This window comes from Pseudobacillus sp. 179-B 2D1 NHS, from assembly GCF_045370945.1.
In the GTDB taxonomy this organism is placed as follows: domain Bacteria; phylum Bacillota; class Bacilli; order Bacillales; family Domibacillaceae; genus Pseudobacillus.
This window is the reverse complement of record NZ_JBIQDP010000025.1, coordinates 48,889-74,063: the sequence shown is the minus strand read 5'-3', so window position 1 is coordinate 74,063 and position 25,175 is coordinate 48,889. Positions and strand designations below refer to the sequence as shown.

At 41.3% G+C, this 25,175-nt stretch carries 25 protein-coding genes and 1 pseudogene; 15 read left to right on the top strand and 11 right to left on the bottom strand.

From position 1 onward, the window contains the following. A pseudogene (locus ACH0BF_RS20140) lies at positions 1-75 on the top strand (aldehyde dehydrogenase family protein); the annotation flags it as partial. A gap of 124 nt (positions 76-199) precedes the next feature. On the opposite strand, the gene ACH0BF_RS20135 reads toward ACH0BF_RS20140, so the two are convergent. The 4 genes from ACH0BF_RS20135 to ACH0BF_RS20120 form a co-directional block, all read right to left on the bottom strand. Beyond that, positions 200-1,621 carry a sigma-54-dependent transcriptional regulator gene (locus tag ACH0BF_RS20135; RefSeq protein ID WP_120034518.1) on the bottom strand — a complete coding sequence of 474 codons (1,422 nt, stop codon included), beginning with the start codon at positions 1,619-1,621 and terminating at the stop codon, positions 200-202. Positions 1,622-1,625: 4 nt separating this feature from the next. Beyond that, positions 1,626-3,257: a sensor histidine kinase gene (locus ACH0BF_RS20130; RefSeq protein WP_120034516.1), complete on the bottom strand. Its 1,632-nt coding sequence runs from the start codon at positions 3,255-3,257 to the stop codon at positions 1,626-1,628. 9 nt (positions 3,258-3,266) lie between these two features. Further along, a complete protein-coding gene (locus ACH0BF_RS20125) occupies positions 3,267-4,409 on the bottom strand; it encodes an iron-containing alcohol dehydrogenase (protein ID WP_340852503.1) in 1,143 nt (380 codons plus the stop codon). Between the two features lie 117 nt (positions 4,410-4,526). Further along, complete coding sequence (locus ACH0BF_RS20120) at positions 4,527-5,126, bottom strand: nitroreductase family protein (protein ID WP_340852505.1); 600 nt, start codon at positions 5,124-5,126, stop codon at positions 4,527-4,529. Between the two features lie 237 nt (positions 5,127-5,363). On the opposite strand from ACH0BF_RS20120, the gene ACH0BF_RS20115 reads away from it, so the two are divergent. Together ACH0BF_RS20115 and ACH0BF_RS20110 are read left to right on the top strand one after the other, a co-directional pair. Further along, on the top strand, positions 5,364-5,687 hold the full coding sequence (locus tag ACH0BF_RS20115; protein ID WP_120034509.1) for a winged helix-turn-helix transcriptional regulator: 324 nt from the start codon (positions 5,364-5,366) through the stop codon (positions 5,685-5,687). 74 nt (positions 5,688-5,761) lie between these two features. Further along, positions 5,762-5,899, top strand: a complete 138-nt coding sequence (locus ACH0BF_RS20110) for a hypothetical protein (protein ID WP_340852507.1) — start codon at positions 5,762-5,764, stop codon at positions 5,897-5,899. 356 nt (positions 5,900-6,255) lie between these two features. Here ACH0BF_RS20110 and ACH0BF_RS20105 read toward each other — a convergent pair whose 3' ends face one another. Next, positions 6,256-7,569, bottom strand: coding sequence for a protoglobin domain-containing protein (locus ACH0BF_RS20105; protein ID WP_340852508.1), 1,314 nt, complete (start codon positions 7,567-7,569; stop codon positions 6,256-6,258). Positions 7,570-7,776: 207 nt separating this feature from the next. On the opposite strand from ACH0BF_RS20105, the gene ACH0BF_RS20100 reads away from it, so the two are divergent. Continuing rightward, entirely contained in the window at positions 7,777-8,178 is a 402-nt protein-coding gene (locus ACH0BF_RS20100; protein WP_120034505.1) for a hypothetical protein, read from the top strand. 119 nt (positions 8,179-8,297) lie between these two features. Here the strand turns inward: ACH0BF_RS20100 and ACH0BF_RS20095 are convergent, their stop codons facing one another. Together ACH0BF_RS20095 and ACH0BF_RS20090 are read right to left on the bottom strand one after the other, a co-directional pair. Continuing rightward, complete coding sequence (locus tag ACH0BF_RS20095) at positions 8,298-9,719, bottom strand: amidase (RefSeq protein ID WP_340852512.1); 1,422 nt, start codon at positions 9,717-9,719, stop codon at positions 8,298-8,300. After that, positions 9,712-9,894, bottom strand: coding sequence for a hypothetical protein (locus ACH0BF_RS20090; protein WP_340852514.1), 183 nt, complete (start codon positions 9,892-9,894; stop codon positions 9,712-9,714). The genes ACH0BF_RS20095 and ACH0BF_RS20090 overlap by 8 nt, the downstream gene beginning before the upstream one ends. Positions 9,895-10,199: 305 nt before the next feature. On the opposite strand from ACH0BF_RS20090, the gene ACH0BF_RS20085 reads away from it, so the two are divergent. Next, positions 10,200-12,479 carry a transporter substrate-binding protein gene (locus tag ACH0BF_RS20085; protein WP_340852516.1) on the top strand — a complete coding sequence of 760 codons (2,280 nt, stop codon included), beginning with the start codon at positions 10,200-10,202 and terminating at the stop codon, positions 12,477-12,479. A gap of 177 nt (positions 12,480-12,656) precedes the next feature. Here ACH0BF_RS20085 and ACH0BF_RS20080 read toward each other — a convergent pair whose 3' ends face one another. Continuing rightward, a complete protein-coding gene (locus ACH0BF_RS20080; protein ID WP_340852517.1) occupies positions 12,657-12,971 on the bottom strand; it encodes a thioredoxin family protein in 315 nt (104 codons plus the stop codon). A gap of 165 nt (positions 12,972-13,136) precedes the next feature. On the opposite strand from ACH0BF_RS20080, the gene ACH0BF_RS20075 reads away from it, so the two are divergent. The 5 genes from ACH0BF_RS20075 (at position 13,137) to ACH0BF_RS20055 (ending at position 18,650) form a co-directional block, all read left to right on the top strand. Next, complete coding sequence (locus ACH0BF_RS20075; protein ID WP_340852519.1) at positions 13,137-13,604, top strand: hypothetical protein; 468 nt, start codon at positions 13,137-13,139, stop codon at positions 13,602-13,604. Positions 13,605-13,742: 138 nt separating this feature from the next. Then, positions 13,743-14,912 (top strand): FtsW/RodA/SpoVE family cell cycle protein, encoded by a 1,170-nt coding sequence (locus tag ACH0BF_RS20070; RefSeq protein ID WP_120034492.1) that lies wholly within the window; start codon positions 13,743-13,745, stop codon positions 14,910-14,912. 185 nt (positions 14,913-15,097) lie between these two features. Further along, the gene (locus tag ACH0BF_RS20065) at positions 15,098-16,447 is read left to right on the top strand and encodes a spore germination protein (RefSeq protein ID WP_406910135.1); all 1,350 of its coding nucleotides are present in this window, start codon (positions 15,098-15,100) and stop codon (positions 16,445-16,447) included. A 2-nt stretch (positions 16,448-16,449) separates the two neighbouring features. Next, on the top strand, positions 16,450-17,544 hold the full coding sequence (locus tag ACH0BF_RS20060; RefSeq protein WP_340852524.1) for a GerAB/ArcD/ProY family transporter: 1,095 nt from the start codon (positions 16,450-16,452) through the stop codon (positions 17,542-17,544). Then, a complete protein-coding gene (locus ACH0BF_RS20055) occupies positions 17,541-18,650 on the top strand; it encodes a Ger(x)C family spore germination protein (RefSeq protein WP_340852526.1) in 1,110 nt (369 codons plus the stop codon). The genes ACH0BF_RS20060 and ACH0BF_RS20055 overlap by 4 nt, the downstream gene beginning before the upstream one ends. Positions 18,651-18,693: 43 nt before the next feature. On the opposite strand, the gene ACH0BF_RS20050 is transcribed toward ACH0BF_RS20055, so the two are convergent. Next, the gene (locus ACH0BF_RS20050) at positions 18,694-19,140 is read right to left on the bottom strand and encodes a universal stress protein (RefSeq protein ID WP_340852528.1); all 447 of its coding nucleotides are present in this window, start codon (positions 19,138-19,140) and stop codon (positions 18,694-18,696) included. Between the two features lie 375 nt (positions 19,141-19,515). Next, complete coding sequence (locus ACH0BF_RS20045) at positions 19,516-20,553, bottom strand: YeiH family protein (RefSeq protein WP_406910136.1); 1,038 nt, start codon at positions 20,551-20,553, stop codon at positions 19,516-19,518. 133 nt (positions 20,554-20,686) lie between these two features. Between ACH0BF_RS20045 and ACH0BF_RS20040 the strand changes: the two genes are divergently transcribed. Further along, a complete protein-coding gene (locus ACH0BF_RS20040) occupies positions 20,687-21,592 on the top strand; it encodes a LysR family transcriptional regulator (RefSeq protein ID WP_340852529.1) in 906 nt (301 codons plus the stop codon). Between the two features lie 68 nt (positions 21,593-21,660). On the opposite strand, the gene ACH0BF_RS20035 is transcribed toward ACH0BF_RS20040, so the two are convergent. After that, the gene (locus tag ACH0BF_RS20035; RefSeq protein WP_120034478.1) at positions 21,661-22,203 is read right to left on the bottom strand and encodes a recombinase family protein; all 543 of its coding nucleotides are present in this window, start codon (positions 22,201-22,203) and stop codon (positions 21,661-21,663) included. A gap of 231 nt (positions 22,204-22,434) precedes the next feature. Here ACH0BF_RS20035 and ACH0BF_RS20030 point away from each other — a divergent pair, with 231 nt between their 5' ends. The 4 genes from ACH0BF_RS20030 to ACH0BF_RS20015 all read left to right on the top strand — a co-directional run bounded on the left by ACH0BF_RS20030 (position 22,435) and on the right by ACH0BF_RS20015 (position 25,143). Further along, entirely contained in the window at positions 22,435-23,892 is a 1,458-nt protein-coding gene (locus tag ACH0BF_RS20030) for a SulP family inorganic anion transporter (protein ID WP_340852530.1), read from the top strand. A 21-nt stretch (positions 23,893-23,913) separates the two neighbouring features. Beyond that, positions 23,914-24,333: a universal stress protein gene (locus ACH0BF_RS20025; RefSeq protein WP_340852532.1), complete on the top strand. Its 420-nt coding sequence runs from the start codon at positions 23,914-23,916 to the stop codon at positions 24,331-24,333. Between the two features lie 265 nt (positions 24,334-24,598). Next, positions 24,599-24,922 (top strand): YnfA family protein, encoded by a 324-nt coding sequence (locus ACH0BF_RS20020; RefSeq protein WP_120034472.1) that lies wholly within the window; start codon positions 24,599-24,601, stop codon positions 24,920-24,922. A gap of 83 nt (positions 24,923-25,005) precedes the next feature. Next, positions 25,006-25,143: a YfhE family protein gene (locus tag ACH0BF_RS20015; RefSeq protein ID WP_259455603.1), complete on the top strand. Its 138-nt coding sequence runs from the start codon at positions 25,006-25,008 to the stop codon at positions 25,141-25,143. The last annotated feature ends 32 nt before the right edge of the window (positions 25,144-25,175 follow it).

The following is a 25,175-nucleotide window of genomic DNA, read 5'->3' as shown; positions in this document are numbered from 1 at the left end:
ATGATGTTGTCTCATTACCAGCAAACGAAAAACCTGCTCGTCAGCTACAGCGAGGATGCCCTTGGATTCTTCTAATAGAGTCCCTATACTTCATCGCTTCGACATGGTAGGTAAAGCATGCATCCTATATATCAGGATGATTGAAAAATGTTTTTTTGAATAGCTTAAAAGCAGATGGCAGAAATTCTGCCATCTGCTTTTATTTTTCATTTAGGTAATAGCGGATTTGTCGTTTGGATAATCCAAGTCGGGCAGCCGCTTGTTCACGATTGCCGGCTGTTTCTTTTAAAACATTATGAATGATTGCTGCTGCTGTTTTTTTCTCCATATTTTTCATTTGCCTAATTAGCTCGTTCAGCTGCATTGGATCTTCTCTCTTATATACGTGTTCGACTTTACTGGCAAATTGGCGCCATTCATCAAGAAAATTGGCTGGTGCAACCTGTACGGGCACCGACGCGGATTGATGCTGGCCGTTCACCTTTCCCGGCAACAAATCGGGAGTGATGTTCATGCCATCATTTGATAAAGCGGCAGTGCGCCGGATTACGTTGGAAAGCTCTCTCATATTGCCGGGCCAATCATATTCAACCATTCGATCAATCGTTTCCTTGGCAAATACTATTTTTGCATTTAGTTGTTCAATGAGCGATTGAATAAGAAGGGGAATGTCTTCTCGCCGTTCTCTGAGTGGCGGAATGATGAGCTTTACTACATCAAGACGGTATAATAAATCTTCGCGAAAAGATCCTTGCCGAACGGCTTCCTCCAAATTAACGTGTGAAGCGGCAATAATGCGTGCTGATGTTCGCTTTGGAATCGTACCACCGATTTTCATAAACTCACCCGTTTCCAGAACGCGCAATAGCTTTACTTGAGTAGCAGGGGTTGCTTCTGCAATCTCATCAAGAAATAAAGTCCCTGAAGAGGCAGCTTCGAAGTAGCCAATCCGATCTGCGGTCGCGCCGGTGAAGGCTCCCTTTACATGGCCGAATAGTTCGCTTTCAAGCAGCGATTCAGAGATAGCCCCACAGTTAATACCGATAAATGGGTTTTCCTTGCGTTCGCTTGCCGCATGCAGATAATTTGCAAGCACCTCTTTTCCAGTGCCTGTCTCGCCTTCTATTAAAATGGTAATATCTTTCGAAGCGATTTTATAAGCGAACTCATATAATTGATGCATCTTAGAATTTGTGCCCAGAAAATAGCCGAGCTGCCGGGCGAGAACCGCATAATCTGCTTCTTCGTTATTTTTGGGAGAACTGTCGGTCAGCCGCTCGGCAAGCTGCTCAATCGCTGTAATGTCCTCAAAGGGTTTTTCGATAAAGTCCGCTGCTCCGTTTTTAATCGCGTCTACAGCTGTTTTGACTGTACCGTAGCCAGTCATAATAACACAGGCACATTGAGGAGCTTTCAATTTTAATGATTGTAGAATTTCAAGGCCATTGCGATCGGGAAGACGAACATCGATAAAAGCAAGCTGAAAAACAGAATAATCATCAAGTTGATCAAAGCAATCGCCGTTTTCTACATGTGTTGTTCTGTATCCTTTTAATTCAAACAATCTTGCTAAAAACCGGGCAACTTCCCATTCATCTTCAACGATTAAAATATGTTTCATCTATTCACAGCCTTTCACTTAAAAGAGGGATAGCTAATGTGAATGTAGTTTGATATGAATTTGAACTTTCGACTAAGAGGCGTCCCCCGTGTGACTTGGCAATGCCAAAGCTGACAGGCAGCCCAAGGCCGGTTCCGCTGTTTGCCGCTTTCGTAGTAAAAAACGGGTGGAAAATATCGTTTATTATTTCTGGAGCAATTCCTGTACCATTATCCGTAACGGTCAGAAAAGCAGAGTGATGATCGCTCTTTGTTTCAACGATAATCTTTCTTTTTCTGCCTTTTACATCTTGAAGCGCATCTTTAGCATTAATGAGTAAATTCACGGCTACTTGACTTAACTGTTGTAAATTTCCGTTGATGAGAGGCAGAGAAGAAGAAAGGTTGATGTCCAATTGAATGTTCTGTTTCTCAATTTGTCGGCGTGTTAAACTAAGCGCTTCTTCTACTGACTGGTTTAAAGAGCAAGGCTTAAAGGAAAACTCCTCCTGCCGGGAAAAAGCAAGCAAGCTGCGGATGATTGTCCGACATCGCTTCCCGCAAAGATCGATATCATCAAGCAGTGGCCTTATCTTTTCATTTATATCATTCATGCGAAGAAGCAGCTGTGTATTGCCGATAATGGCTGTTAAGGGATTATTAAGCTCATGAGCAACTCCTGCTGCCATTTCACCGATCGCTGCCAGCTGACCGGAATGAAGGAGTTGGGCTTCCATTTGCCGTTTTTCTGTAACATCTTTAATATAGAGAATAACAGCATGGAGAGTAGAGTCTTCAACAAAAAGAGGGTAGCAGGAACAATCATAAAACTTATTTTGAAGCCGCAGTTCAGCATAATGCGGCTTTTTGAACTTAATGGTTTCTTCAAATGGATTTCGAGAGGATCGGGCGGCTTCTTTTATGAATGGCCGAATGTCTCCATGGGAATCCAGCGGCCAGGAAGAAGCTGCATCATTTTTGGATAAAACGGTTCCATTTGGTGAGATAACTAAAATGGCGTCAGAGACTGCACGAAAGGTTTCTTCCCATTGCTGTTTGCTTGCAAAGACTTCCTCATACAGCCGGGCGTTTTCCACGCATACAGCAATTTGTCCAGCTAAATGCAGAAAGAAAGCTTGATCCTTCTCATCATATGAAAAGGGAACAAGAGAGCCCAGGGAGAGTACGCCAATAATTTTCCCCCGGCTTGTTAATGGAAATAAAAAAACAGAGTGAAGATGGAGATGTTGAAAAGCTTCTTTTTCAAAAAAGTCGGAGTCATCGTCCTGTTGATAAATGCGTTCTCGCCCAGTTACAAATACGTCGTTATATAAAGAGTGCTCTTTAGGAAAGGAAGTCTCTTTTTTTAGATAGAATGAGTCTTCGGGAAAGATATAGGACAGACGAAGTTCATAACCGTCAAAGAGGGCGAGGCTCACCCGTTTGATAGGATAGATGCTTTGGAGTTTTTTCAGCGTATTCTCCAGCATTTCTTGAACGGACATATTGATATTGAAGCTTCTCATCACTTCATTCATGATTTCAAGCTGGCTATTTCGTTTCTTTAATTCTTCCACTGTTGTCTTTAGCTCTGTATAATAGTTTTGTTTTGAGGATCGGACCCCTGTTAATAGTTCAATCATATCTTGTTTTTTCATCTTAATCACCTATAAGGCTTTGTAGAGAAGTGCAGCTACTTCTTCTGCCGTAATGTCTCTAGGATTTGTAATCATACAAGCATCTGACAAGGCTGTTTCGCTTATTTCAGGGATGGACGATTCTGCAAATCCCATTTCCGTTAATGTGAGCGGGGCGCCAATATCAATGGAAAGTTTCTTAATAAAGTTGATCGCTTTTTCCCCGGCTGCTGAAGAGGGAAGCGATTGGACATCTTCGCCCATAAGCGCAGCGATTTCTTTGAATTTATCAGGCGAAGCCAGCAAGTTAAATTCCATCACATGAGGAAGCAATACAGCATTGATATCGCCGTGTAAGAAAGGATAGCGGCCGCCGATTGCATGGGCCATCGCGTGGACAGCACCGAGAATAGCGTTAGAAAAAGCAAGGCCCGCATGCAAGCTAGCCATCGCCATTCGTTCTTTCGCCTCCTTGTTGTATTTAGAAGCAACAGAGGGGCGTAAGTAACGGCACGACAGAGCCAATGCATTTTTGGCATGAACATCTGTGAGCGGGGTAGCTGCGATGCTGACGAAAGACTCAATGGCATGGGTGATGACATCCAGACCAGTAGAAGCGGTCAGACGGGCGCTTTTTGTAGCGAGCACATCTGGGTCAACAATAGCGATGTCAGGAACAAGTGACTTAGAGACAATCGTCATTTTTTTCTGTTGTTCTGTATCAACTATAACAGAAAATTGCGATACTTCTGAACCCGATCCTGCCGTTGTGGAAACCATTACTAGCGGCGGGAGGGGAGAGGAAATCTGGTCTACTCCTTCATAATCGCGGATATGACCGCCATTTGTTGCAAGAATCGCAGCTGCTTTTGCAGTATCAATCGCGCTGCCTCCTCCTACTCCAATGAGAGCATCACATTCATTTTCAAGATAGGCGAGGGCACAGGCTTCTGCTTCTATATCTTTTGGATTTACGCTGACATGGGAAAAGACAACAGAAGAAAGCCCTGCTTCTTGGCAGCTTTTTTCTACCAGCTCGGACCATCCAGCTTGGATGACACCTTGATCAGTTACAATCAGGGCGCGTTTTGCCCCGAGACGAATGCAGCTTTCTCCCGTCTGCTGGATTGAGCCGCTTCCGAAAATTACTTCAGGCATCACAAACTTATACATAAGGACACCGCCTTTTATTTCATCTACTTTTTTATTGTATCATTACACATGGAAATTTTTATATAATAAAAAAGCTTATTCAACAAAAACGGTTGAATAAGCTTTTTTTCGTTAACATTATTTATATACTTTTACACGCTCGCTTAGCGGCTGGAATTCTTTCTCACCAGCAGGTGCTACTGGTTTGCCGAAAGGCATTTGTGCATGCAGTTTCCAAGAAGCGGGAACATTCCACTCATTGCGTACTTTTTCATCAATTAAAGGCTGATAATGCTGAAGAGTAGCTCCTAAACCTTCTTGCTCAAGAGCGGTCCAAACGATATATTGGAGCATACCAGATGATTGCAAAGAATATTCCGGGAATTTATCGCTATATGTCGGGAACTGTTCTTGAAGGCCTCTGATCACTTCTTCCTCTTCAAAGAAAAGAACTGTGCCGGAGCCAGCTTTGAACATCTCCATTTTTTCTTCGGTTGGGCCAAAATCTTTGGCAGGAACGATTTCGCGTAATGTTTCTTTTGTTAAATCCCATAGCTTATCATGTTGTTCGCCGAACAAAACAATGACACGACCAGATTGAGAGTTAAAAGCAGTAGGTGCATATTTTACCGCAAACTCAACGACTTCCTGAACGCGTTCATTAGATACTGGCTGTTCTTTACTGATTGCATAGATAGAGCGTCTTTCCTCTACTGCAGTATAAAAGTCTTTTGCCATAGTAATTTCCCTCTTTCTGCAAATGGTTTTACCGCCTTTAAAGGCAGTATGTGTGTTAGTTGAAGAAGTTATCCTCATTTAATAAAATCTCGATTGTATTGAAAAATCATTTTGTTACATTTCGTAACTAAATATAAAATAAAAATAAAGAGATGTCAAGTAACTTTGTTTATTAAAGTAAAGAGATTTCCTTTTAAAGAAAAAGGGGTATAATAAGTATATAAAGAGGTGAAGACGATGAGTGATTTTCAGCTTTGCCCCAAATTTGAAAAGGGGATGCAGATGCTCGGAAAGAGATGGACAGGATTAATCATTAATCAGCTTCTCTCGGGTCCACAGCGATTTTCACGAATAAAAGCCGAACTGCCAATCAGCGGAAAATTGCTGACAGAGCGTTTAAAGGAAATGGAAGAAGAAGAACTCGTCACAAGAAAAGTATACGCAGAAGTACCTGTACGTGTAGAATATGAATTGACGGAGAAAGGAAAAGCCCTGAAGCCGGTTATGAAGGAAATTTCAAAATGGGCAGAAGAATGGGTTGAAATAACGGAAAAAAATTAAGCGCCTCCTGGTTTAAAAATAAGCAAGGGTGGAAAAGAAAGATTGTTGTATTTTTAAACTAAAGGAGCTTACAAATGACACAGGACCAGCAGCAGTTTCTCTTAGCCATGCGAGAAGCCTATGAAGCAGCACAACAACAAGATACGAAACTAAATGATGTACTCAGATTAATTGAAGAAAAAGTCGGCTTTATCATTGCGTCCAATCAATAAAAAAAGCCCGTTCAACGCACGCGATTCTTTTGGAAAAAGAGTCGGGCTTTGGACGAGCTTTTTTGGTCTTTCTGTCCAGTTATTGAGCAGGAAGAGCGAAGCCGTTAGGCCTCTTTTTTTCATGTATTATGCTGGATAAGTAGATGGGTAACAGAATGGCTAATTACCGTGCTTGCTATCATGCGCCAGCTTGTTTGATCAATAGGCTCCATTAAACATGAAGGTTGTTTTTTAATAGCTGATTGGCGTGGAAGCGGCGTCTATAGCGAAACTCAATCATCAAATATAGCAGAGCTTATCAATAAAAAGGCCTCCTGTTATTTAAACCGGAGGCATGACATTAAAGTAAAGTTTTTTTAATTGTCGTAATGCAAGTCCTCCGTGGAGTCGCTTAAAGCGACAGCGGAATTCGCGACTTCCTGGGATGCATGTTCAATTTCATCAACAATACGGTTAAGTTGAGCCATTTCGCCTTCAATCCGATGGTTTTGTTCTTTTGTATTTGCAATCAGTTCCAATAGCTCGTTGAAATCTTCATCGGTTTTTCCCATACTATCCATGCCTTTTACGACTAACTCATTCACTTTGTCAACGGACTGGCTCATCTGGCCAATCAAGCTATTCGTCTTCATAATATGATCGGATACATTTGTAGTGGATGTTTTTGTTTGGTCAGATAGTTTGCGAATTTCTTCTGCTACTACGGCAAAGCCTTTGCCGTATTCACCGGCACGTGCCGCTTCAATAGAAGCATTCAGTGCTAGCAAGTTAGTCTGTCCGGCAATGTTGCCGACGATGGTAATAACTTCTGTAATACTGGATGCAATATGATTCAATTCAGCAGAAAAAGTCTGGATATCGGAGACTGCTGCCTGGATATCTGTTAGCTTCTCGCCTTGGTCTTTCAGCATTCTCTGTCCTCGAACAGAATGATTAGCAGATTCATCAGCGAGGGTCATGCCATCTTTTGAAAGTTGTAAGATAGCATCTGACTTCATGCTAAGTTCCCGCAGTGATGCACTTGTTTCTTGCGAAATAGCTGCAAGCTCCTGGGAAATAGAATGAGCGCTAGCAATCATCGTTTCTCTCTTTTGCTGGACTATGAGGCGGAGCCGTTCCTCTTCTTTCTCATAGGCTTCCAGAACAAGCTGTTGCTCAAGGTTTAACAGCTTAGATACGGAGGTAATGGCCTCAATTTTTTCGTCGACCGTTTTATCCGTCTCAGAGATGAGTGCGATAAGCGAGTTGAATAGCTCCTGAAAAGCGGACATGTACCATTTTGTTTTCAGGCCGATACGCACGTGTACATAAGCAATCTTAAGTCGCTTCTGGATAAACTCCTCATCTATTTCACCATTAAATAGCTCTTGAATGTGCTGTCTTAGTGTTTTCTTCAATCGGTCAACACTGCTGTGTTCTTTTATGATATTCAGCAGGTTGGGTTGTTTGCCAATAGCATCGTAAAATGCTGTCACAATATCATCGAGGTGTTCCTCCACAAGCGGCTGAAGTGATTTTACGACCGTTAAATCTTGTATAGATAAGTTGATCATGTCTAGTTGATTCATCAGGCTGCCTTCAGGGCGCACAGATAGACGTCCGACTGCTGAGAAAGTTGAAGCTGTTTCGCTCTCGGCCGTTCTTTTTGGTTTTATTCTGAAAAATTTCATATCCCCACTCCTATATCCCTATCCTTTTCAATGATAGAGTCCCATGGCTCTTTAAAATACATTGCTTCTTGTCTTTCATATCGGAAGTTTACAAAAATTGTTTATAGAGAAGAAAAAAATGTTGTGTCTTTTTATTGATGTAAAGAACATTCGTCTTTATATAGACCTGCGTGCATACGGTATAAAGAGGAGAAAGGAGAATGTGGAATGAAAATTAGAGAGTTCTTAACAAACCCTTATATTATCGCTGTACTAGGTGTGTGGTTTTCTACTTCTTTTATTATTATTTTTTATATGAATTGGACATTTGCCGGGGTGGCGCTTCTAGGCACCTTCTGTTTCTTCTTATATATTTCAGCTGTTTACCGGTTCGTGCTCTACAAAGGTGCTCCTTGGTTTGAGAGACGAGAGGATGATCTCTTTATGTCGCTTTGGTATGCATGGCCTGTCTATGTTCTTGCCTCTCTTACTATTTTCCTATTATCAGATGAATTATGGGCACTTGCTTTTGCTGCAGGAGGAGCAGCGGGAATACTGGTTGGTGAGTTCCGCCATGTCAGTTTAGCGGAAAAAGGAGAAAAAGAACCGATGAAAGTACAGGTACAATGATGAGGAGTTGAAGAGCTATTTAAATTGGTCTCCTAGATGGAGCTTTCTTTAATCAAATTCAGGATTTGCTGATAAGTTTAAGCACATGAACCCCCTTCATGAAGGAAGGGGGCAATAGATTATTGAAGGGAGCTGGCTAATCCAGGCTTTCTTCCTTGCATAGGATTTGTCTTTTCAAAAGCAAAGCCAACGTTTAATATGGTTTCTTCTTTTAATGCCGGCCCAATAATCTGCAGTCCGGCGGGCATGCCAGCCACAAGGCCGCAAGGAACAGTAAGGGCGGGAAGGCCGGTTAAGTTTCCGGGTCCTGTAAAGCGGATGATATGGTCAATCAAATCTACTTTTTCACCATTTAAGTCTGCAAAATCTTCCCCAATATTTGGCGAAATAATAGGCAATGTTGGGGTAATGAATACGTCTACTTTTTCAAATGCTTGTTGAAATTCCAATTTAATTTGACGTCGTAGCTGCTGAGCTCGCAAGTAATCCACGGCTGCAGGCAGTTCTCCCAGCTCAAGTAGTAAGCGAATATCTGCCCCAAAGTCCTCCGGTCGTTCTAAAAGGTTTCGATGATGGATCGTGGCTGCTTCCGATAAAATGGTGATCATTTCTGCATATTCTGCGTATCTTAATGAAGAAATGCTCACTTCTTCTACTTTTGCCCCTTGATCGACTAAGGATTGAATCCCAGCTCGTACAAGCTTTTCTACCTTGGAATCAACATTTTTAAAGAAGAATTCCTCATTTACACCAATGACAAGACCTTTTACATCGCCGGTTAACATTTCTGTATATCGGCTGACAGGTGCGTGAATAGAGGTAGGATCGTTTGGATCACATCCAGAAATAATCTCTAGCAACCCTGCCGCATCTTTAACTGTTTTTGTCATGGGGCCAATGTGGTCAAGAGACCAGGAGAGCGGGAAGCATCCATATTTGCTTACTCTGCCGTGTGTGGGCTTTAATCCTACAACTCCACAAGCGGAAGAGGGAATACGAATGGAACCGGCTGTGTCTGTCCCAAGGGTAGCAGTAGTCATATCCGCTGCAACAGCAGCACCGGAACCGCCGCTGGAACCTCCCGGGATTTTTTCTAAATCCCACGGATTACGACAGGCGCCATAATGTGGATTATTATTTGTGATTCCCCATGCGTATTCATGCATATTTAATTTTCCGGTAAAAACAATCCCGGCTTCTTTCATCTTGCTAATAACGGTGGCGTCGAAATTGGGAATAAAGTCTTTATGAATTTTTGAAGCCATAGTCGTTCTTTCGTTTTGGACATATAGATTATCTTTAACGGCCATCGGAATGCCATGGTACATGCCGCGATAATTTCCGTTAGCTATTTCTTTATCCATATAGCGGGCAGTTTCTTCCGCTTTCTCGCGAGTAAAGCTGATGTATGCATTAATTGTTTTATTTTGGGATTCAGCATGATCCAGAACAGCTTTTGTTAATTCAAGAGAAGAAATCTTTCTATTTTCAATCAATGGTGCCAATTCTTCCACTGATTTTGTAATAAGGTCTTTACTCAATATGATCACCTCCGGGAATATTGCGAAGAGAAATATCATAGTCGTCTAAAGACGCACTGTCCGTTTCAGCTTTCATTTGCTCGATGGCCTGCCAACGTGATTCAAGAAGGGTAAGATGCTCCTCGGTTACGCGCACCCCTTGGTTTTCTAATCTTTCACGTACGGATAATTTCATTGCAAACCCTCTCCTTTTCCTTAAGTACAAAGAATGATTCATTCATCAATTGATAAGTATGCAAACCCCATCCACGAGTTCCGTTTTTATGATGTGGAGTAAAATCCTCCTTTCTGGCTCTTTTAACTGCAATTTTTATGCCACTATCAAAATCTGTAAGAGATGGAGAAAGTGCTTATAAGAATGTTGTAAAATAAGACAATTTTATTCCAAATATTCAGAAATTAATTGTATGATAAAGAGAAAGAAAGCTTGTCCGATTTTGAGACAGCTTTCCTAAAATGGGACAAGGGGATGGGGATGACGTGTATAGTAAAGTTGGATTGTTGTTTTCATTAACAGGAACGACTTCCATCACAGAGAAATGGCAATGTGAAGTAGCAAGGCTGGCGATCCAAGAGTATGATAACGGGGAGCACACTATAGAGACTGTTGTGCGTGATATTTGTTCAGATCCGTTAAAGAGTGCTCAGGAAGCGGAGCAACTTGCTAAAGAGGGAGTAAAAATCTTTATTGGGTGTTATACATCAGCCTGTCGAAAAGCGATTTTGCCTATTCTAGAAACATACGATTGTCTACTTGTCTATCCTACTTTATATGAAGGACGTGAATGCCATCCGCATGTCTTTTATACCGGAGAAGTACCTAATCAGCAAGTTCACACACTTTTAGATTATTTAACAAACCAGTATGGAAATCGAGTATATTGTATCGGCACAGATTATATTTATCCCCGTGAAACAAATGAGCAAGTTCAAACATACTTGTATGAGCGGGAGGGAATGGTGGTTGGAGAGCGGTATGTTCCTTTCGGGCAGCAAAAATTTTATGATATTTTAGAAGATATTCACTTAAAGAAGCCTGATGCTATTTTTTCTACACTTGTCGGAAAAAGTATCATTTCTTTTTATCAGGATTATAAACGGATGGGATTCAATCCCGAAGAAATCCCTATTTTCAGTCCAATTACAAAGGAAACAGAAATTGCAGCGATGGGGAGTGAATACGGAGCCGGGCATTACGGTTCGGCAAGCTATTTCCAATCTCTCTCCAATGCATTAAACACAGAATTCGTTAATAAATTTCACCGATTTGCTGGAGGGAAGCAAGTTATTTCTTCTGTAATGTTTAATACTTACTTAGGCACTAGATTAGTGATTGACAGTATCTGCAAAGTAAAGAGTGAAGATCACCGCCGCATTCTATACGACTTAAGCGGCCAAACATTCGACACAGCATGCGGCAAAATCGTAGTAGATGCAGATCACCGGCATTTAGCACGTCCGGTGAAAATTGCCAAAGCGCTATCAAACGGTCAATTTGATATCGTTTGGGACTCAGAAGAAAACATTCCACCCAAACCTTTTAAGCTTAAAACTATGGAGTCTGATCGGGTAAATGAAATTGTCCTTGAAGCGTGGGGGAGAATTAGTGAAGAGGCTTTGTTGGTTTTATCACAGCGAGGGAAAATCTTATATATGAGTAAGAAAGCAATCGAACTAACGGAATTTCGCGAAGGACAAACTCTTACTAAGAGTGCCCTTCAACATCTACGGCAGTGTTTCCAAGTCAACAGCTATGAAACCAATGACCAACATTTATATTTATTAAAGCGTAAGACAAAACAAGTTTCTATAGATTCACCATTTTCATTTGGCCGTGTTCAGACATGGAGTGAAAATTACCGACAAGAATTAGAAGTGGCCAGGCTGGCATCCCAATCTGTTGCCAACGTGTTAATTCTCGGAGAGACGGGCACAGGAAAAGAAGTGATCGCTCAAATGATCCATGAGCAAAGCGATCGTAATCATGGCCCTTTCATCCCTATAAATACAGGGCTGCTGCCTAAGGATTTGGTTGCTAGTGAATTGTTTGGCTTTGCTGATGGAGCGTTTACCGGCGCGAAAAAAGGTGGAGCGGTTGGTAAGTTCGAAGCTGCTCACGGCGGCACACTGTTTTTAGATGAAATCGGTGACATGCCGTTAGAATTGCAAGTGGTTTTACTGAGGGCGCTAGAAACAAAGAAAATTGTGCGTTTGGGAGAGACGAAGGAAAGGGCTGTGGATGTGAGAATTATTGCTGCGACCCATCGGAATCTTGCGGAGGAAATAGCATACAATGGTTCTTTTCGCTCTGATCTTTTTTACCGATTAAACGTTTTATCTGTTATGATCCCGCCGCTAAGAGAGCGTTCAGAAGATATCGAGCATCTTTGTCAGCAACTCTTGCAGGAGTTTACCGTATTATATGGGCAGGGCCCGAGCCAAGTAAGTAAAGAGGCTTTGCAAGTATTCATTCAATATCATTGGCCGGGAAACATACGAGAGTTGAAGAATGTATTAGAACGAGCGTTCTTGCTTGCTGGCAAGGAGAATCAGCAAATCGAAACGATACATTTGCCGAATGTATTAATGGGATATTACCATCGGAAAGAGCATAGACCAAAATCTATTAAAAATTATGAGAAGAAGCTTATTGAACAAGCCTTGCTTGAAACAAAAACAGTAACGGAAGCATCTGAACGGCTTGGAATCGCCCGCAGCACGCTGTATAGGAAAATAAAAGAATTTGATTTGACGATTTAATAAGCGTAAAAAGAACCGAAACGATGCTTCCTTCGGTTCTTTTTCTTGTCTAATTAAATGAAGCAGAGTGAAGTGTAAGTTAGCAGGTGTTTCTCGCTAATATTTGAACATTTATTAACAAGGACACCCATTAATCTTAAAAAGCCTCCCCGTATATCGTATTGGGAGGCTGGCCAATTAGACAGATTGTAGAAAGTCAATCACTTGTTCTGGGGATTTTGCGTGGGCACTGTGAAGGTGAGCCTGCTTTTCGCCATTTTTAAAAATTAAAAGGCTCGGAATGCCCATGACATCATATTTTTCAGCTGTTTCAGGAAATTCGTCACGGTCAATTTCATACCAGTCATATTGATCGTATTTAGCGATGATATCGTCGATGAACATATCCATGCGGCGGCAGTCGGGACACCAGCCAGCTGTAAATTTCATAATAACAGGTTTTTCTTGTGAAATTAATTGCTGAAATTGATCTTTGCTTTGTACTCTTTCCATTTCTCATTCTCCTTCAGTTTTCATTCTGTCTTCCATTGTATGACGTACGGCGGTCAGAGACAAATAAAACATTTCAATTTCTTTAAGCTTTCGTTAAATGAGAGTGATTCGGGCTGGCTTTTCCTATAATAAGAAAGAGCGTCTACAAGTGAGAGGAGCAGCACGATGCATTTATCCTACGGAATTACGGGATTTTATGAAAGCGGAGAAAATCCTCCGCCGCGAAATAACGGCAAATTATTTAAGCAGATGTGTACTGAAGCGGCACAAGAACTGGCTGCCGAAATGATCGCCTTTCATAAGCCGAGAGTCGACACTAATTTTTTTGAAGCGGTTCTGGACAATGGGGAAAAGCGCCTGCACATATTGATGAACGCACACTACCCGATTGTTGCTTTTGCAGCTTCGGTGTCATTTAAACATATTATTTTTTACGATGAGCCAGCAGTAAGCGGAATATTTAAAGGCTTTTACATTTGCGAAGCGAAAGAGCTTAACCAATTGTTAAAAATAACAACCCAGCCTATATTTTCGATTGAGCAAGAGAACGATTTGAATAAGGCGGAAATGGGGCAAATTATTCACTGGCAGCCGCGCACCATAGGAGAGCTGGTATTCAATTACTGGAGTTAGCAAAATTGGAGAGTGAAAAGTGTTTCATTTTATTTCCAGAAGATTTTCTTCTTATTAGCTGATGTTAAACTGTTGTGAAATCGCACTTTAACGTTATAATGTAAGATGTGTAATTTTATAAGAAAGAGGCATCTTTTCATGACTTCTCCAAACCAAAACTCCAGCCGTATTGATTACGGATTAATTTTGATATTGTTAATGATGTTTATAACGAGTTGTGTTGCGATTTATAGTGCCCAGACAACGGGACAGTATGACAGTAACTTTGTAATGAAGCAAATTGTTTATTATATGGTCGGCATTGCCATTATTTTAGTGGTTGTCCGATTTGACTCCGACCAGCTAATGGGGATGTCCTGGTATCTATATGGACTTGGTATTGCCTTGCTCGCTTTTTTGATTGTAGCGCCTTCCAGCATTGCGCCCGTTATTAATGGGGCAAAAAGCTGGTACCAGCTGCCGGGTCTTTCTTTACAGCCATCCGAATTTATTAAAGTATTTTTAATTTTAACACTTTCCCGTGTGCTCATTGTTCATCATCAGAAGAACCCGGTAAAAACCATTCAATCGGACTTCTGGCTTCTGATTAAGCTTGGACTTGTTACAGCTTTTCCGCTGTTGCTCGTCATGCAACAGCCTGACCTCGGAACGTCACTTGTATTCTTATCTATCTTGCTCGGCATGATTTTCGTTTCCGGAATTACGTGGAAAATCTTATTGCCGTTGTTTGGGTCTGCCGCTGCAATTATAACGGGTATTTTCTATCTGGTACTGTGGCATCCGCTTATTTTAGAAAAATACCTTGGCGTCAAGCAATATCAGTTCGGACGCGTTTATTCGTGGCTTGATCCATACACGTATGAAAGTTCGACAGGATTCCATTTAACAAGGTCATTGCTGGCGATCGGTTCCGGACAAACGATGGGGAAAGGTTTCGGTTATCGGGAAGTTTATCTTCCGGAAAGCCATACCGACTTTATTTTTAGTATTATCGGCGAAGAATACGGCTTTATTGGTGCGAGTATTGTCGTCAGTCTTTTCTTCCTGCTAATCTATCATATTACCAAACTCGCTTTAAGTACGAAGATACCGTACTATACGTATCTGTGTGCCGGAGTCATTGCGATGATTACCTTCCATGCCTTCCAAAACATTGGCATGACGATTGGACTTTTGCCGATCACTGGTATCCCGCTTCCATTCATTAGCTATGGGGGAAGCTCGTTAATGGGAAATATGTTTGCTATCAGTTTGATTTTTTCTATGACCTTCAATGAGCGTCACTATATGTTCTCTTCAGACAGATAATAATATATCCGAAAAGACTGATCCAAAGACAGGGAGCCCTGTCCGGATCAGTCTTTTTTGTCGTTTAGTTATGTATAAACAAGGTGCGGGATGCTGAGACTAAGATATGTAAATTTTAAAAGGAATTAACAGGACACCAGGCTGATAAATGTTTGATTAATTATTAACAGAGATTAGGTGAAAGGATGCAACGTTCAGCTAAAGCACTTGACACAATTCGCTGGTTATCAAGAAAGCTGAAGCCAAATTCAGATTTTGTAGAGAAAAACATGAAAATTGAAAGAAAAGAGGCTACGCTTTTATTTATTAAAACAGTCGTAGACAGTAATGAGCTGCAAAAGCTGATTATTAAGCCTTTTTTTGAAATGGATTCAGAAGCTCATTATGAGGCATACTTACAATCACTTCCTAGCCAGCAGGAAGTCACTTCCAGGGAAAACTTAATGATCGAGTTAACCAAAGGCAGTGTGCTTGTTGCTGTAAGCGGTCAGCTGCTCTTATTTGACGTCAAGAAGGTCAATACAAACAATATTCTTGAAGCTGCTATTGAAACTACCACACAAGGGCCACAATATGCATTTAGTGAAGATATACAAACGAATGTCAATCTTATTCGGCAGCGGTACCATGAGCCGACGCTCACAGTGGAAATGCTTGAAGTCGGATCTAAATCTCATCAGGCACTGGCTTTAATATACGACAGAGAAACAGTTAGTGAGAGAATGCTGGATAATATCAGACAGAACTTGAAGGAACTAAAAGAACCCATCATTCAATCAACAGTAGAATTAAAAAGAATGATGAACAAAAAAAAGTATGCCTTGTTTCCAAAAATGATGGTGACAGAACGAACAGACCGAGTTGTCTATAACTTGTCTGGCGGCAAAATAGTCATCCTTCTCGATGGAGATCCATTTGCCATTATTGCTCCATGTGTTTTTTTCGACTTTTTATCAGCAATGGATGACAACTATTACCCGTACTTCGTAGTGAAATTTTTAAAAGGAATCCGTTATTTGGGAATGTTTCTTTCTTTGGTGTTGCCTGGTTTATATGTGGCGGTCACTTCATACAATCCAGAGATTTTCCGTGTGCAGCTTGCCATGTCTGTAGCTGGCAGCCGGGTAGGGGTTCCTTATCCGTCCTTTGTTGAGGTATTGTTTATGCTCATTATTATGGAATTGCTGATTGAAGCGAGTGTCCGGCTGCCAAAAGTAATTAGTGGAACGGCGACCACTGTTGGCGGCTTAATTTTGGGGACAGCTGCAACAGAAGCGGCTTTGGTTTCCAATATTATGATCATTATTATCTCCGCGGTGGCCATTTCCAACTTTGCCATTCCGATTAATGAGATGAACACGGCTGTAAGGGTAATGAAGTATGTTTTGCTCGCCATTGCAACCGTTTCAGGAGTAGCCGGATTGACATTGGGAGTTGTCGGCTTGGTGATGTATTTAACGCATGTCAACAGCTTTGGCGAGCCTTATTTAAAATTATTTGTGCAGAAAAAAGCGAATGAAAATGAAGGGATATAAATATGAATCGTTATTTTTATTACTTGCTTGCTGTTAATATGGTTGCTCATATTATTACTTCTGTCCCGATGGTACTTTTCGAGGCAAGAAAGGAAGGAGCCATCGTGTCGATGATTCTTTCTCTCGGTGCAGGAAGCTTGGTTATGTACTGGATGACGAGGATATTTAATCGCTTTCCCGGTAAAGGCTATCCCGAGTTGTTAAAAGAATACACTAGTAAATGGATTGCCAAGCCTCTTCTCTTCTGTACGGTGCTCGTCTGGTTTACAGCGGGTTTAATTACCCTTATTACTTATTCGCAATTGCTAAAGCGATTTTTAAACCCCGACATGCCAATTATGGGTATCATTTCCATGATGTTGGTGTTTGTTTCCTTCGGTATATTGATGAATTCCAAAAGCGTGTTGTATACCGTGGAGGTTGTCTTTCTTATCAGCATTCCCTTTACGATTTTTATTTTTGCGAAAATGTATGTAGATAAAGGGATGAATTGGGACTTCGTGAGAGAAGCGATGATGTATATCGAACATATGCCAGATTACCCGGCATTTGCTGCGGCTGTATATGTAGTTTTAGGACCGGCGAATTTAATTATTTTCAATCGGGTGTTTACTAATAAACAAACGATGTCGTGGAAGCAACTGCTGGTTATAGTCATAACCGGAATATTCGCTTTGTTTACTTCTTATTTCATTCCAATTGGATTCCAGGGGTTCAAGAATATTGATCTTCTTGTCCATCCCTGGTTCCTTACAGCTGACTCTATTCGGATGAAGTTTGGATTTATCGAGCGCGTTCTTTTTATGTTCGCCCTATTAAGCTTATCGATTGCCTTTTTAAGTATACTCATTCATTGGCATGTCGCCATAGAGTTACTCAAAAATATTATTTGGTTTAAGAAATTGCAATGGAAAGGTTACAATCTTACTCCTTGGCTGTTTGTGGCTGTTTTTTGGGTTTGCAGTCTGATTGTTATTCCTTATTTAACGGAATTCCAACTGTATACGTATACAGAATACGCGCTTGACTTGGTCTTTCCTTTTATCTTTGTCCTATTGCTTAGTCTTCTGTGGATAAGAAGGAGGGCGAAGGCATGAGCAGAAAAACACTTTTTCTTGTTATTTCTATGCTTGCCTGTCTGGCAATCTTATCGGGGTGTGGATTTAAAGACATTGATAAGAGGGGGTTTGTTGTTGCGGTTGGTGTAGATGGGACAAAAGACAAAAAGAAACCCTATCGTATTACCTTAAAGTTAGTAGTGCCGACAGGAGCATTCAAGCAAGCTCCAAAACCAACGTATGATTATTTGTCTATCGAGTCCGCTACTCTGGCAGAAGGGGTTCGAATGTTAAAAACACATACCGATAAAGAATTGGACTTTTCGCATGCAAAAGTAATTCTCTTAGGAAAAAACATCCTTGAACATGACGCGAGACAAACATTTGATATTTTCTTAAGAAGAAGAGATTTTCAGGGAATTGCCTGGGTAGCGGTCGGCGACCCTTCAGCGGAAAAAGTTTTAAAAACAAATCCGACTACTGACGTGCCGGGCTCCAACGCCTTGTTCAACATCTTCTCTGATGAAGGGACAGAAAGCGTCTATATTGTGACAACCTACGTGTACGACTTTGCCCGCCGGCTATTTGAGACTGGTCTTGATCCGATTTTGCCGATTATTCGAGCAACAGATAAGGGGCAAGAATATCGAACGAACGAGACCATTGTTTTCAAGGAGGGCAGGAAAAAGGTAAAGTTAACCCCAGAAAAAACGAAATACTACAACCTTATATCGGGCAGGGAGGAAAGGGCAGACATTGTTGTAAAAAAGAAGGGAGTGCATATTACGATTGCAGCTGGCAAAGTACAGGCAAAGTATAAAATACTGACACCCGCCAATCAAGCACCTGTTTTAAAAATGACCGTGGATATTGACGGGATCATAGAAGAATCACAACATCCCGTACCGCCTGAAAAGCTAAGCCTTTACAGTAAATACGCGAGCGAGGCAGTGAAGAGGCGAGCGCTTCATCTCCTGGAATTCTTGCAAGAAAATGAGGTGGATCCTTTAGGATTTGGTCTTCGTTATAAGGCTACAAGGCTTCATAACCGAGATCTTGAAGCAGAATGGCAACGGATTTATCCGCGGCTAAAATTTGATGTAGAGGCTAAAGTGACGATAAAAAGCACCGGGGTTATTAAATAAAAATCCAGCCAGGAAAACGTGTGGCTGGATTTTTCATTTAGTGTTAATGTACGTCGTTACTGCGAATGATAAGAACGTCACATTTAGCTGTGCGGGTAATACGCTCAGAAACACTCCCGAGGAAAAGACGTTCTACTCCGTGAATGCCGGTTGCTCCACAAATAATCAAATCCGCTTCCACCTGATCGGCAATCTGATTTGGAATCAATGACTTTGGCGAGCCGACTTCCATTACTGTATAAACTTTCGGAGCGCCTGCTGCTTCTGCTGCTTGCTTGCACCTAGCGAGAAGCTCCTGCCCTTGTTTTTCATTATAATCAGGAATAGAAGCATGGGCCAGTGCTTCCACTGAAGCGAAATAGCCATTATCAACAATATGTACAATATGAAGGGAGGACTCGTTACGCTTGGCAATTTCTATCGCTTTTTGAAGCCCTTGTTCTGCTTCATCCGAACCGTCTACTGCAATTAAAATATTTTTATAATTCATCGTTATTCTTCCTCCTTTTCTTTATTGTACCTAATCGATGGAAGAGAATCAGTAGAAAATAGACAAGATTTGCGAATAATTTCCAAACAAATAGAAAATATATAGCATTTCAGAGCATTTTGAATGAAATTGTTCAATCAGTCAGCAAGCATAAGAGATCCATTTTAAGAAATATGAATAAAAGCCTTTTTAGTGACGGGGTTAGCGGAAGAACATCTGCGGGTTAGTATAGAAATTGCCCTGGGCGAGTCAGTTTTTCGTACAGGGCAGTTTCTGAGTGAGAATAAGCTGTTAGCTAAAGAAGCAGAATAAACTGCATCATGTGATGAATGAAAAAAGATACAGATGACGAATATACGAACATGAGCGGCTTCACTAAATGATAAAGTAAGCAAGGATGGATAAGCAAACAGAGGTAAGGACCATAGCGATTAAAGGCCTGAACGCTTTTGTACGTAAGTCCCGCAGATTCACATTTAACCCGAGACCCACCATAGCTGCTGTCAGAAGCCAAGTTGTCATATTAGCTACTCCGTTCATTGTCTCGTCTGAAACGTGAATAGAGTGGCCGAGAATATAGCTCCCAAAAAGGCTCATCACAAGAAATCCAATTAAAAACCACGGGAATTCCACTTTTGCTTCGGAGTGATTCTCCGCTGATTTGCGCTTCATCAAATACATAGCAATAAAGCATAACGGAACGAGTAGAAAGACACGCCCCAATTTGGCGAGCAAGGCCATAGCTAACCCTTCTTGGCCGGCCAGTGCTCCTGCTAAGGCTACATGGGCAATTTCATGCAGGCTGATGCCTGACCAGATGCCATAGTCAACCGCTGATAAAGGAAGAAACGGCCGTAAGATGGTATAGGCAATAGCAAATATTGTGCCGACCAATGCAATGATTCCGACACTAATGGCCGTATCGTCATCGTCTGATTTGACGATAGGAGCCACCGCTGCAATAGCAGCTGCTCCGCAAACACCCGTACCGACACCGAGAAGGAGAGAAATCATTTGATCAGCTTTAAGCAATTTAGCGATTCCTAACGTTAAGAAGATAGCAAAAATGATGACTCCCGCATCCCGTACGAGCAGCCCAAGACCCTCATGCAGAACCATACTAATATTTAGTTTCAATCCATATAAAATAATTGCCAGTCTTAGCAGTCTTTTAGAGGAGAAAGCAATACCGGAACGAATGACTTCTGGATATCCGAGTAATTGCCGATACGCAACAGCAATTATGATAGCGCAGGCTAACTGGCCGACATGATCAAACCCAGGCACCTGAGCTAATAAGTATCCCAGCAAAGCAATCAGAAACGTAAAGGAGATCCCGCCGATCCATGGAAGAAGAAAAGCTGTCTTGCCCTTTGGCTGGACAAGCTTTTTTTTGAGTTGAACATTCTGCATAGACATTTCAATCCCTCCACAAAAATAGATTGTAATTTTATCTTAAAGGATGATTTGCTATAAGAAAAATAAATCATTATGATAGTGATAATAAGCAAAATGCATAATAAAATGAGAAAGGAGAAACATATGTATGGATCAACTTTTGCTTGTTTTTATTACAGTGGCAGAAAAAAAGAATTTTTCTCGGGCAGCAGAGGAATTGCATATGACGCAGCCAGCGATCAGCCAGTGCATCCAAGCGCTTGAGCGTGCAGTTGGATCGCGGCTGTTAGATCGCACGAATAAATATGTCCGCTTAAATAAAGCAGGGGAGATCGTTTACCATCACGCGAAGGAAATCACAGGGTTATATACTAAAATGAAGTGTTTAGTAGACGATTTAACGAACAAGGCAAGCGGGGAGTTATCGATAGGGGCCAGTTATTCATTTGGTGAATATGTGCTGCCTCATATTATTGCTTATTTGAGTAAGTATTATCCGCTCATTAAGCCAGCTATTAAGATTGGCAATACAAAGGAAATTGAACATTTAGTCGCCAGGCATCAATTAGATGTTGGGATTGTAGAAGGAGAATTCAAGCATGAAAGGCTGAATTTTGAACCATTCGCTGAAGACAAAATGTATGTGGTGGCCGCTGCTCAACATAAACTCGCTCGTAGAAAGTCCATTAAGCTGGCCGAGTTAGAGAAGGAGACATGGATTGTTCGAGAAAAGGGATCAGGTACACGGGAAGCAACAGAAAAAATGTTTCAGCTATTTGAACAACCGCCTGAACAATTAATGGAGTTTGGCAGCACACAAATTATAAAAGAATCCGTTGAAGCCGGTTTGGGCATCTCATTGTTGTCACAATGGGCAATCAGAAAAGAAGCAATGGCTGGTTCACTTGTCATTTTAAAAGTAAAAGAAGCGCCGGTAAAAAGAAAATTTTCCTTAGTGACAACAACGGACCCATTCCAGCCGAAGGTCGTTGAAATCTTGAGCCAGTTGCTACGAGAGGATTTAGCCAATGCTATCCCAAAGGTAGAGATATAACCATTCGAATAGGGGAAAAGGGCGGCCGTCTTATTGTTTGGGCCGCCCTTTTGAGGATAGGAAAGCCGCTAGCTTTCCAAGTATCGATATAATGTGGATTTGCTAATCCCTGTTTCTTCCTTTATATCACTTAGGCTATATTTTTTGCTTTGATACATTCGGATAGCCTTCTTGACATTTTCATCCGGCTTTCTCGGTCTCCCGGTTGCAATCCCTTTTTGCCTCGCTTCATGGACACCGCTTTTAGTCTTTTCGCTTATCACATCACTTTGAAACTCAACAAGGTGCTTAACAATATCACTGAACCGGTAGCCGCTTTCGTGGCTAGTATCAATTTCCTCTTTTAGTGATTGAATAAATGCTCCCTTCATCTCCAATGTCTCCAAGAGCTCAACTAAATGGCGAGTGGAGTCAGCTAATGCAAAAAGTTTTGCCACGATAATTTTATCTCCGGGATGAAGTTCCTTAATCATCTGCTCAAGGGCCTTTCTCTTTTTGGCAGATGAATGTTCTTCTTTAATGATTTTTTCACATGACCAGTCTGCTAAAAGCTGTGCTTGGCTGTCGCAATTTTGATCTTCATAATATGGCCTCATATATCCGATTAACATAACGATTCCCCTAACTAGTGTAAAAGTTTCAGGCTGTTTACCTGAGAGTATGTAAAGTAACTTTTGCCTGCATTTTTACTTCCTCTATAACCAGGTTGGTGTGCAAAAAAAGGCACCAAAAGGGTTCCTTTTTGGGAAGAAAGATGATAGACTGTTTTTTGTTCCTATCGGCCCGGCTTTCATGAGAGTGAAAAGCCAAAACATCCTACTATAAATGAGGGGTAAAACAAGATGATAGAAAAAATAAAAAAAGATTGGTTTTCTAATATAAGAGCAGATGTTCTTGCCGGTATCGTTGTGGCATTAGCGCTTATTCCAGAGGCGATTGCTTTCTCCATTATCGCTGGAGTGGATCCGATGATAGGACTATATGCTTCCTTTACGATGGCTGTTGTTATCTCATTTGCTGGCGGCCGTCCGGCTATGATTTCAGCAGCAACTGGGGCCATGGCGCTATTAATGGGGCCGCTCGTGAGAGAATACGGGCTTAATTATTTGCTGGCCGCCACGATTTTGACAGGTATCATTCAGATATTATTTGGTGTATTTAAAATCGCGAGGCTCATGAAGTTTATTCCACGAGCCGTGATGATCGGATTTGTTAATGCGCTGGCTATTTTAATTTTTATGGCCCAAGTGCCGAATTTCATTGGCATTTCAACTCTAACGTATATTTTTGTTGCTATTACTTTAGTTATTGTGTATGTTGTTCCTCGATTTGTCAAAATCATTCCGGCACCATTAATCGCGATCCTCGTTTTGACGGTGGCAGCTATTTATACACAAGCAGATGTGCGAACAGTAGGAGACTTGGGAAACATTAGTCAACAACTGCCGCAGTTTCTCATTCCAGATGTGCCTTTCACATTTGAAACATTCGCTATTATCTTTCCTTATTCTATTGCTCTTGCCATCGTTGGCCTACTCGAATCATTGTTAACTGCTTCGATTGTTGATGATATGACAGGAACCGAAAGCAGCAAAAATCGGGAAGCGAGAGGCCAGGGAGTAGCCAATATTGTAACAGGCTTCTTTGGCGGAATGGCTGGCTGTGCGATGATTGGCCAGTCTGTTATCAATGTCAAATCAGGCGGCCGCGGCCGGTTATCTACTTTAGTGGCAGGATCATTTTTAATGTTTCTAATTATAGTATTAGGGGATCTTGTTGTACAGATTCCGATGCCGGTCCTTGTGGGAATTATGATTATGGTATCTGTCGGAACGTTTGATTGGTCATCGTTCTCTTACTTAAGGAAAGCACCGAAAACAGATGCAGTTGTGATGCTCGTCACTGTGGCGATTGTTGTTACAACTCATGACTTATCTAAGGGAGTAATTGCTGGAGTGATCTTAAGCGCAATCTTTTTTACAGCTAAAATCTCTAAAATAAAAATCAATAAACAAGCAGAAAAAGAGCATACATTGTTTACAGTGGAAGGTCAATTATTCTTTGCCTCTGCGGATAACTTTGTAGATATTTTTGATTTTACGGTGGAGAATAAAAAGATTGTCATTGATTTTTCAGGTGCTCATATTTGGGATGACTCCGCCGTTGGAGCAATTGATAAGGTCATGATGAAATACAATGAGAGAAATAATAAAGTGGCGATTAAAGGATTGAACTCGTCCAGTCAAAGAATCGTTGACAAGCTAGCTGTACACAAAAACGCTAGATTAATGCCTCATTAATTTAGCGAATGAGGTGACAATATGTATAAAAAGATTTTACTAGCTGCAGATGGGTCAGAGAATTCCCTGCGAGCAGCGCGGGAAGCTGCTACAATTGCTTTCCTCGTAAAAGATTGCAAAATTGAGGTTGTTTATGTGGCTGACTATTCAAAATCAAAAAGCGCTATCCTTCATTCCCAAGGAAAAGAAGAGCTGGAGCTCTCCCGGCGGGAAAAGCTTCGTCAGGTGGAAAAAGAATTACAATCACAGCATATAGCGTATGAAGTGAAAATTTTGCATGGAGAGCCAGGACCCGTTATTGTTGAATATGCAAATAAAGAGAACTTTGACCTCGTCATTATTGGCAGCCGCGGGCTTAATTCATTCCAAGAGATGGTGTTAGGTAGCGTCAGTCATAAAGTCATGAAAAGAGTAAATTGCCCGGCATTAATCGTCAAATAGTTTCCCTGTTTAAACAGCTTGCTTGAAGAGTGGCTATTCTCCAAGCAAGCTATTTTATTTGCATAAAAGAGAAAGAAGAGTAACGAATGAAAAAGTGAAGCATTGTACATAGAAGTATATTGTTATAAGCTAATGAGAAAATTGGTAGCCTGTTAAAAAGCCGCTGGTTTGAAGGGGGCAAGCGAAAAAATTGGAGAGAATCAAGCGAGTGGAAAATAATCTGGACTTAACATTATAGATACCTATTCGAGAAGGAGTTATGTAAGTGATAAAAGCAATAGTTTTATTTATTTTAGCAGGTGTAGCTGAAATCGGGGGAGGATATTTAATATGGCAGTGGCTGCGCGAAGGGCGTCCAGGATGGTTCGGTTTTCTCGGGGGAACAGCGCTGTTTTTATATGGAATAATTGCGACTTGGCAACTGTTTCCTAGCTTCGGTCGAGTATATGCTGCCTATGGTGGAATATTTGTGGTATTAAGTCTGTTATGGGGCTGGTGGATAGATAAGAAAACGCCGGATTCCTTTGATTGGATTGGCGGTTTGATTTGCCTAGCGGGTGTAATTGTAATTTTATGGCCGCGTGGCTGACACAAACCGTTCGTTTAAAGCACCTCTCCTCTGGGAACAGTAATGAATAGAACATGACCTAAAAGAGGAAGGGAGAATAAACAGTGGCTAGAAAAGAACCGCATGAGAAAATGACGGATAAAAGCAATGGGCTAAGCAACACACAAGAGGTGCTGTACCAGAGTGAATTTAACCGTGCAGACGCTGCAAACAAAGAGAAAAATAAGAAAAATAAGAAGTAAAACGAGTGGAGCTGTTTTGAAAGTCAGTGTGA

Coding starts and splice junctions, on each gene's coding strand:
- ACH0BF_RS20135 (WP_120034518.1), bottom strand. CDS start 1,621: ATGAAACATATTTTAATCGTTGAAGATGAATGGGAAGTTGCCCGGTTT.
- ACH0BF_RS20130 (WP_120034516.1), bottom strand. CDS start 3,257: ATGAAAAAACAAGATATGATTGAACTATTAACAGGGGTCCGATCCTCA.
- ACH0BF_RS20125 (WP_340852503.1), bottom strand. CDS start 4,409: ATGTATAAGTTTGTGATGCCTGAAGTAATTTTCGGAAGCGGCTCAATC.
- ACH0BF_RS20120 (WP_340852505.1), bottom strand. CDS start 5,126: ATGGCAAAAGACTTTTATACTGCAGTAGAGGAAAGACGCTCTATCTAT.
- ACH0BF_RS20115 (WP_120034509.1), top strand. CDS start 5,364: ATGAGTGATTTTCAGCTTTGCCCCAAATTTGAAAAGGGGATGCAGATG.
- ACH0BF_RS20110 (WP_340852507.1), top strand. CDS start 5,762: ATGACACAGGACCAGCAGCAGTTTCTCTTAGCCATGCGAGAAGCCTAT.
- ACH0BF_RS20105 (WP_340852508.1), bottom strand. CDS start 7,569: ATGAAATTTTTCAGAATAAAACCAAAAAGAACGGCCGAGAGCGAAACA.
- ACH0BF_RS20100 (WP_120034505.1), top strand. CDS start 7,777: ATGAAAATTAGAGAGTTCTTAACAAACCCTTATATTATCGCTGTACTA.
- ACH0BF_RS20090 (WP_340852514.1), bottom strand. CDS start 9,894: ATGAAATTATCCGTACGTGAAAGATTAGAAAACCAAGGGGTGCGCGTA.
- ACH0BF_RS20080 (WP_340852517.1), bottom strand. CDS start 12,971: ATGGAAAGAGTACAAAGCAAAGATCAATTTCAGCAATTAATTTCACAA.
- ACH0BF_RS20075 (WP_340852519.1), top strand. CDS start 13,137: ATGCATTTATCCTACGGAATTACGGGATTTTATGAAAGCGGAGAAAAT.
- ACH0BF_RS20070 (WP_120034492.1), top strand. CDS start 13,743: ATGACTTCTCCAAACCAAAACTCCAGCCGTATTGATTACGGATTAATT.
- ACH0BF_RS20065 (WP_406910135.1), top strand. CDS start 15,098: ATGCAACGTTCAGCTAAAGCACTTGACACAATTCGCTGGTTATCAAGA.
- ACH0BF_RS20060 (WP_340852524.1), top strand. CDS start 16,450: ATGAATCGTTATTTTTATTACTTGCTTGCTGTTAATATGGTTGCTCAT.
- ACH0BF_RS20055 (WP_340852526.1), top strand. CDS start 17,541: ATGAGCAGAAAAACACTTTTTCTTGTTATTTCTATGCTTGCCTGTCTG.
- ACH0BF_RS20050 (WP_340852528.1), bottom strand. CDS start 19,140: ATGAATTATAAAAATATTTTAATTGCAGTAGACGGTTCGGATGAAGCA.
- ACH0BF_RS20045 (WP_406910136.1), bottom strand. CDS start 20,553: ATGCAGAATGTTCAACTCAAAAAAAAGCTTGTCCAGCCAAAGGGCAAG.
- ACH0BF_RS20040 (WP_340852529.1), top strand. CDS start 20,687: ATGGATCAACTTTTGCTTGTTTTTATTACAGTGGCAGAAAAAAAGAAT.
- ACH0BF_RS20035 (WP_120034478.1), bottom strand. CDS start 22,203: ATGTTAATCGGATATATGAGGCCATATTATGAAGATCAAAATTGCGAC.
- ACH0BF_RS20030 (WP_340852530.1), top strand. CDS start 22,435: ATGATAGAAAAAATAAAAAAAGATTGGTTTTCTAATATAAGAGCAGAT.
- ACH0BF_RS20025 (WP_340852532.1), top strand. CDS start 23,914: ATGTATAAAAAGATTTTACTAGCTGCAGATGGGTCAGAGAATTCCCTG.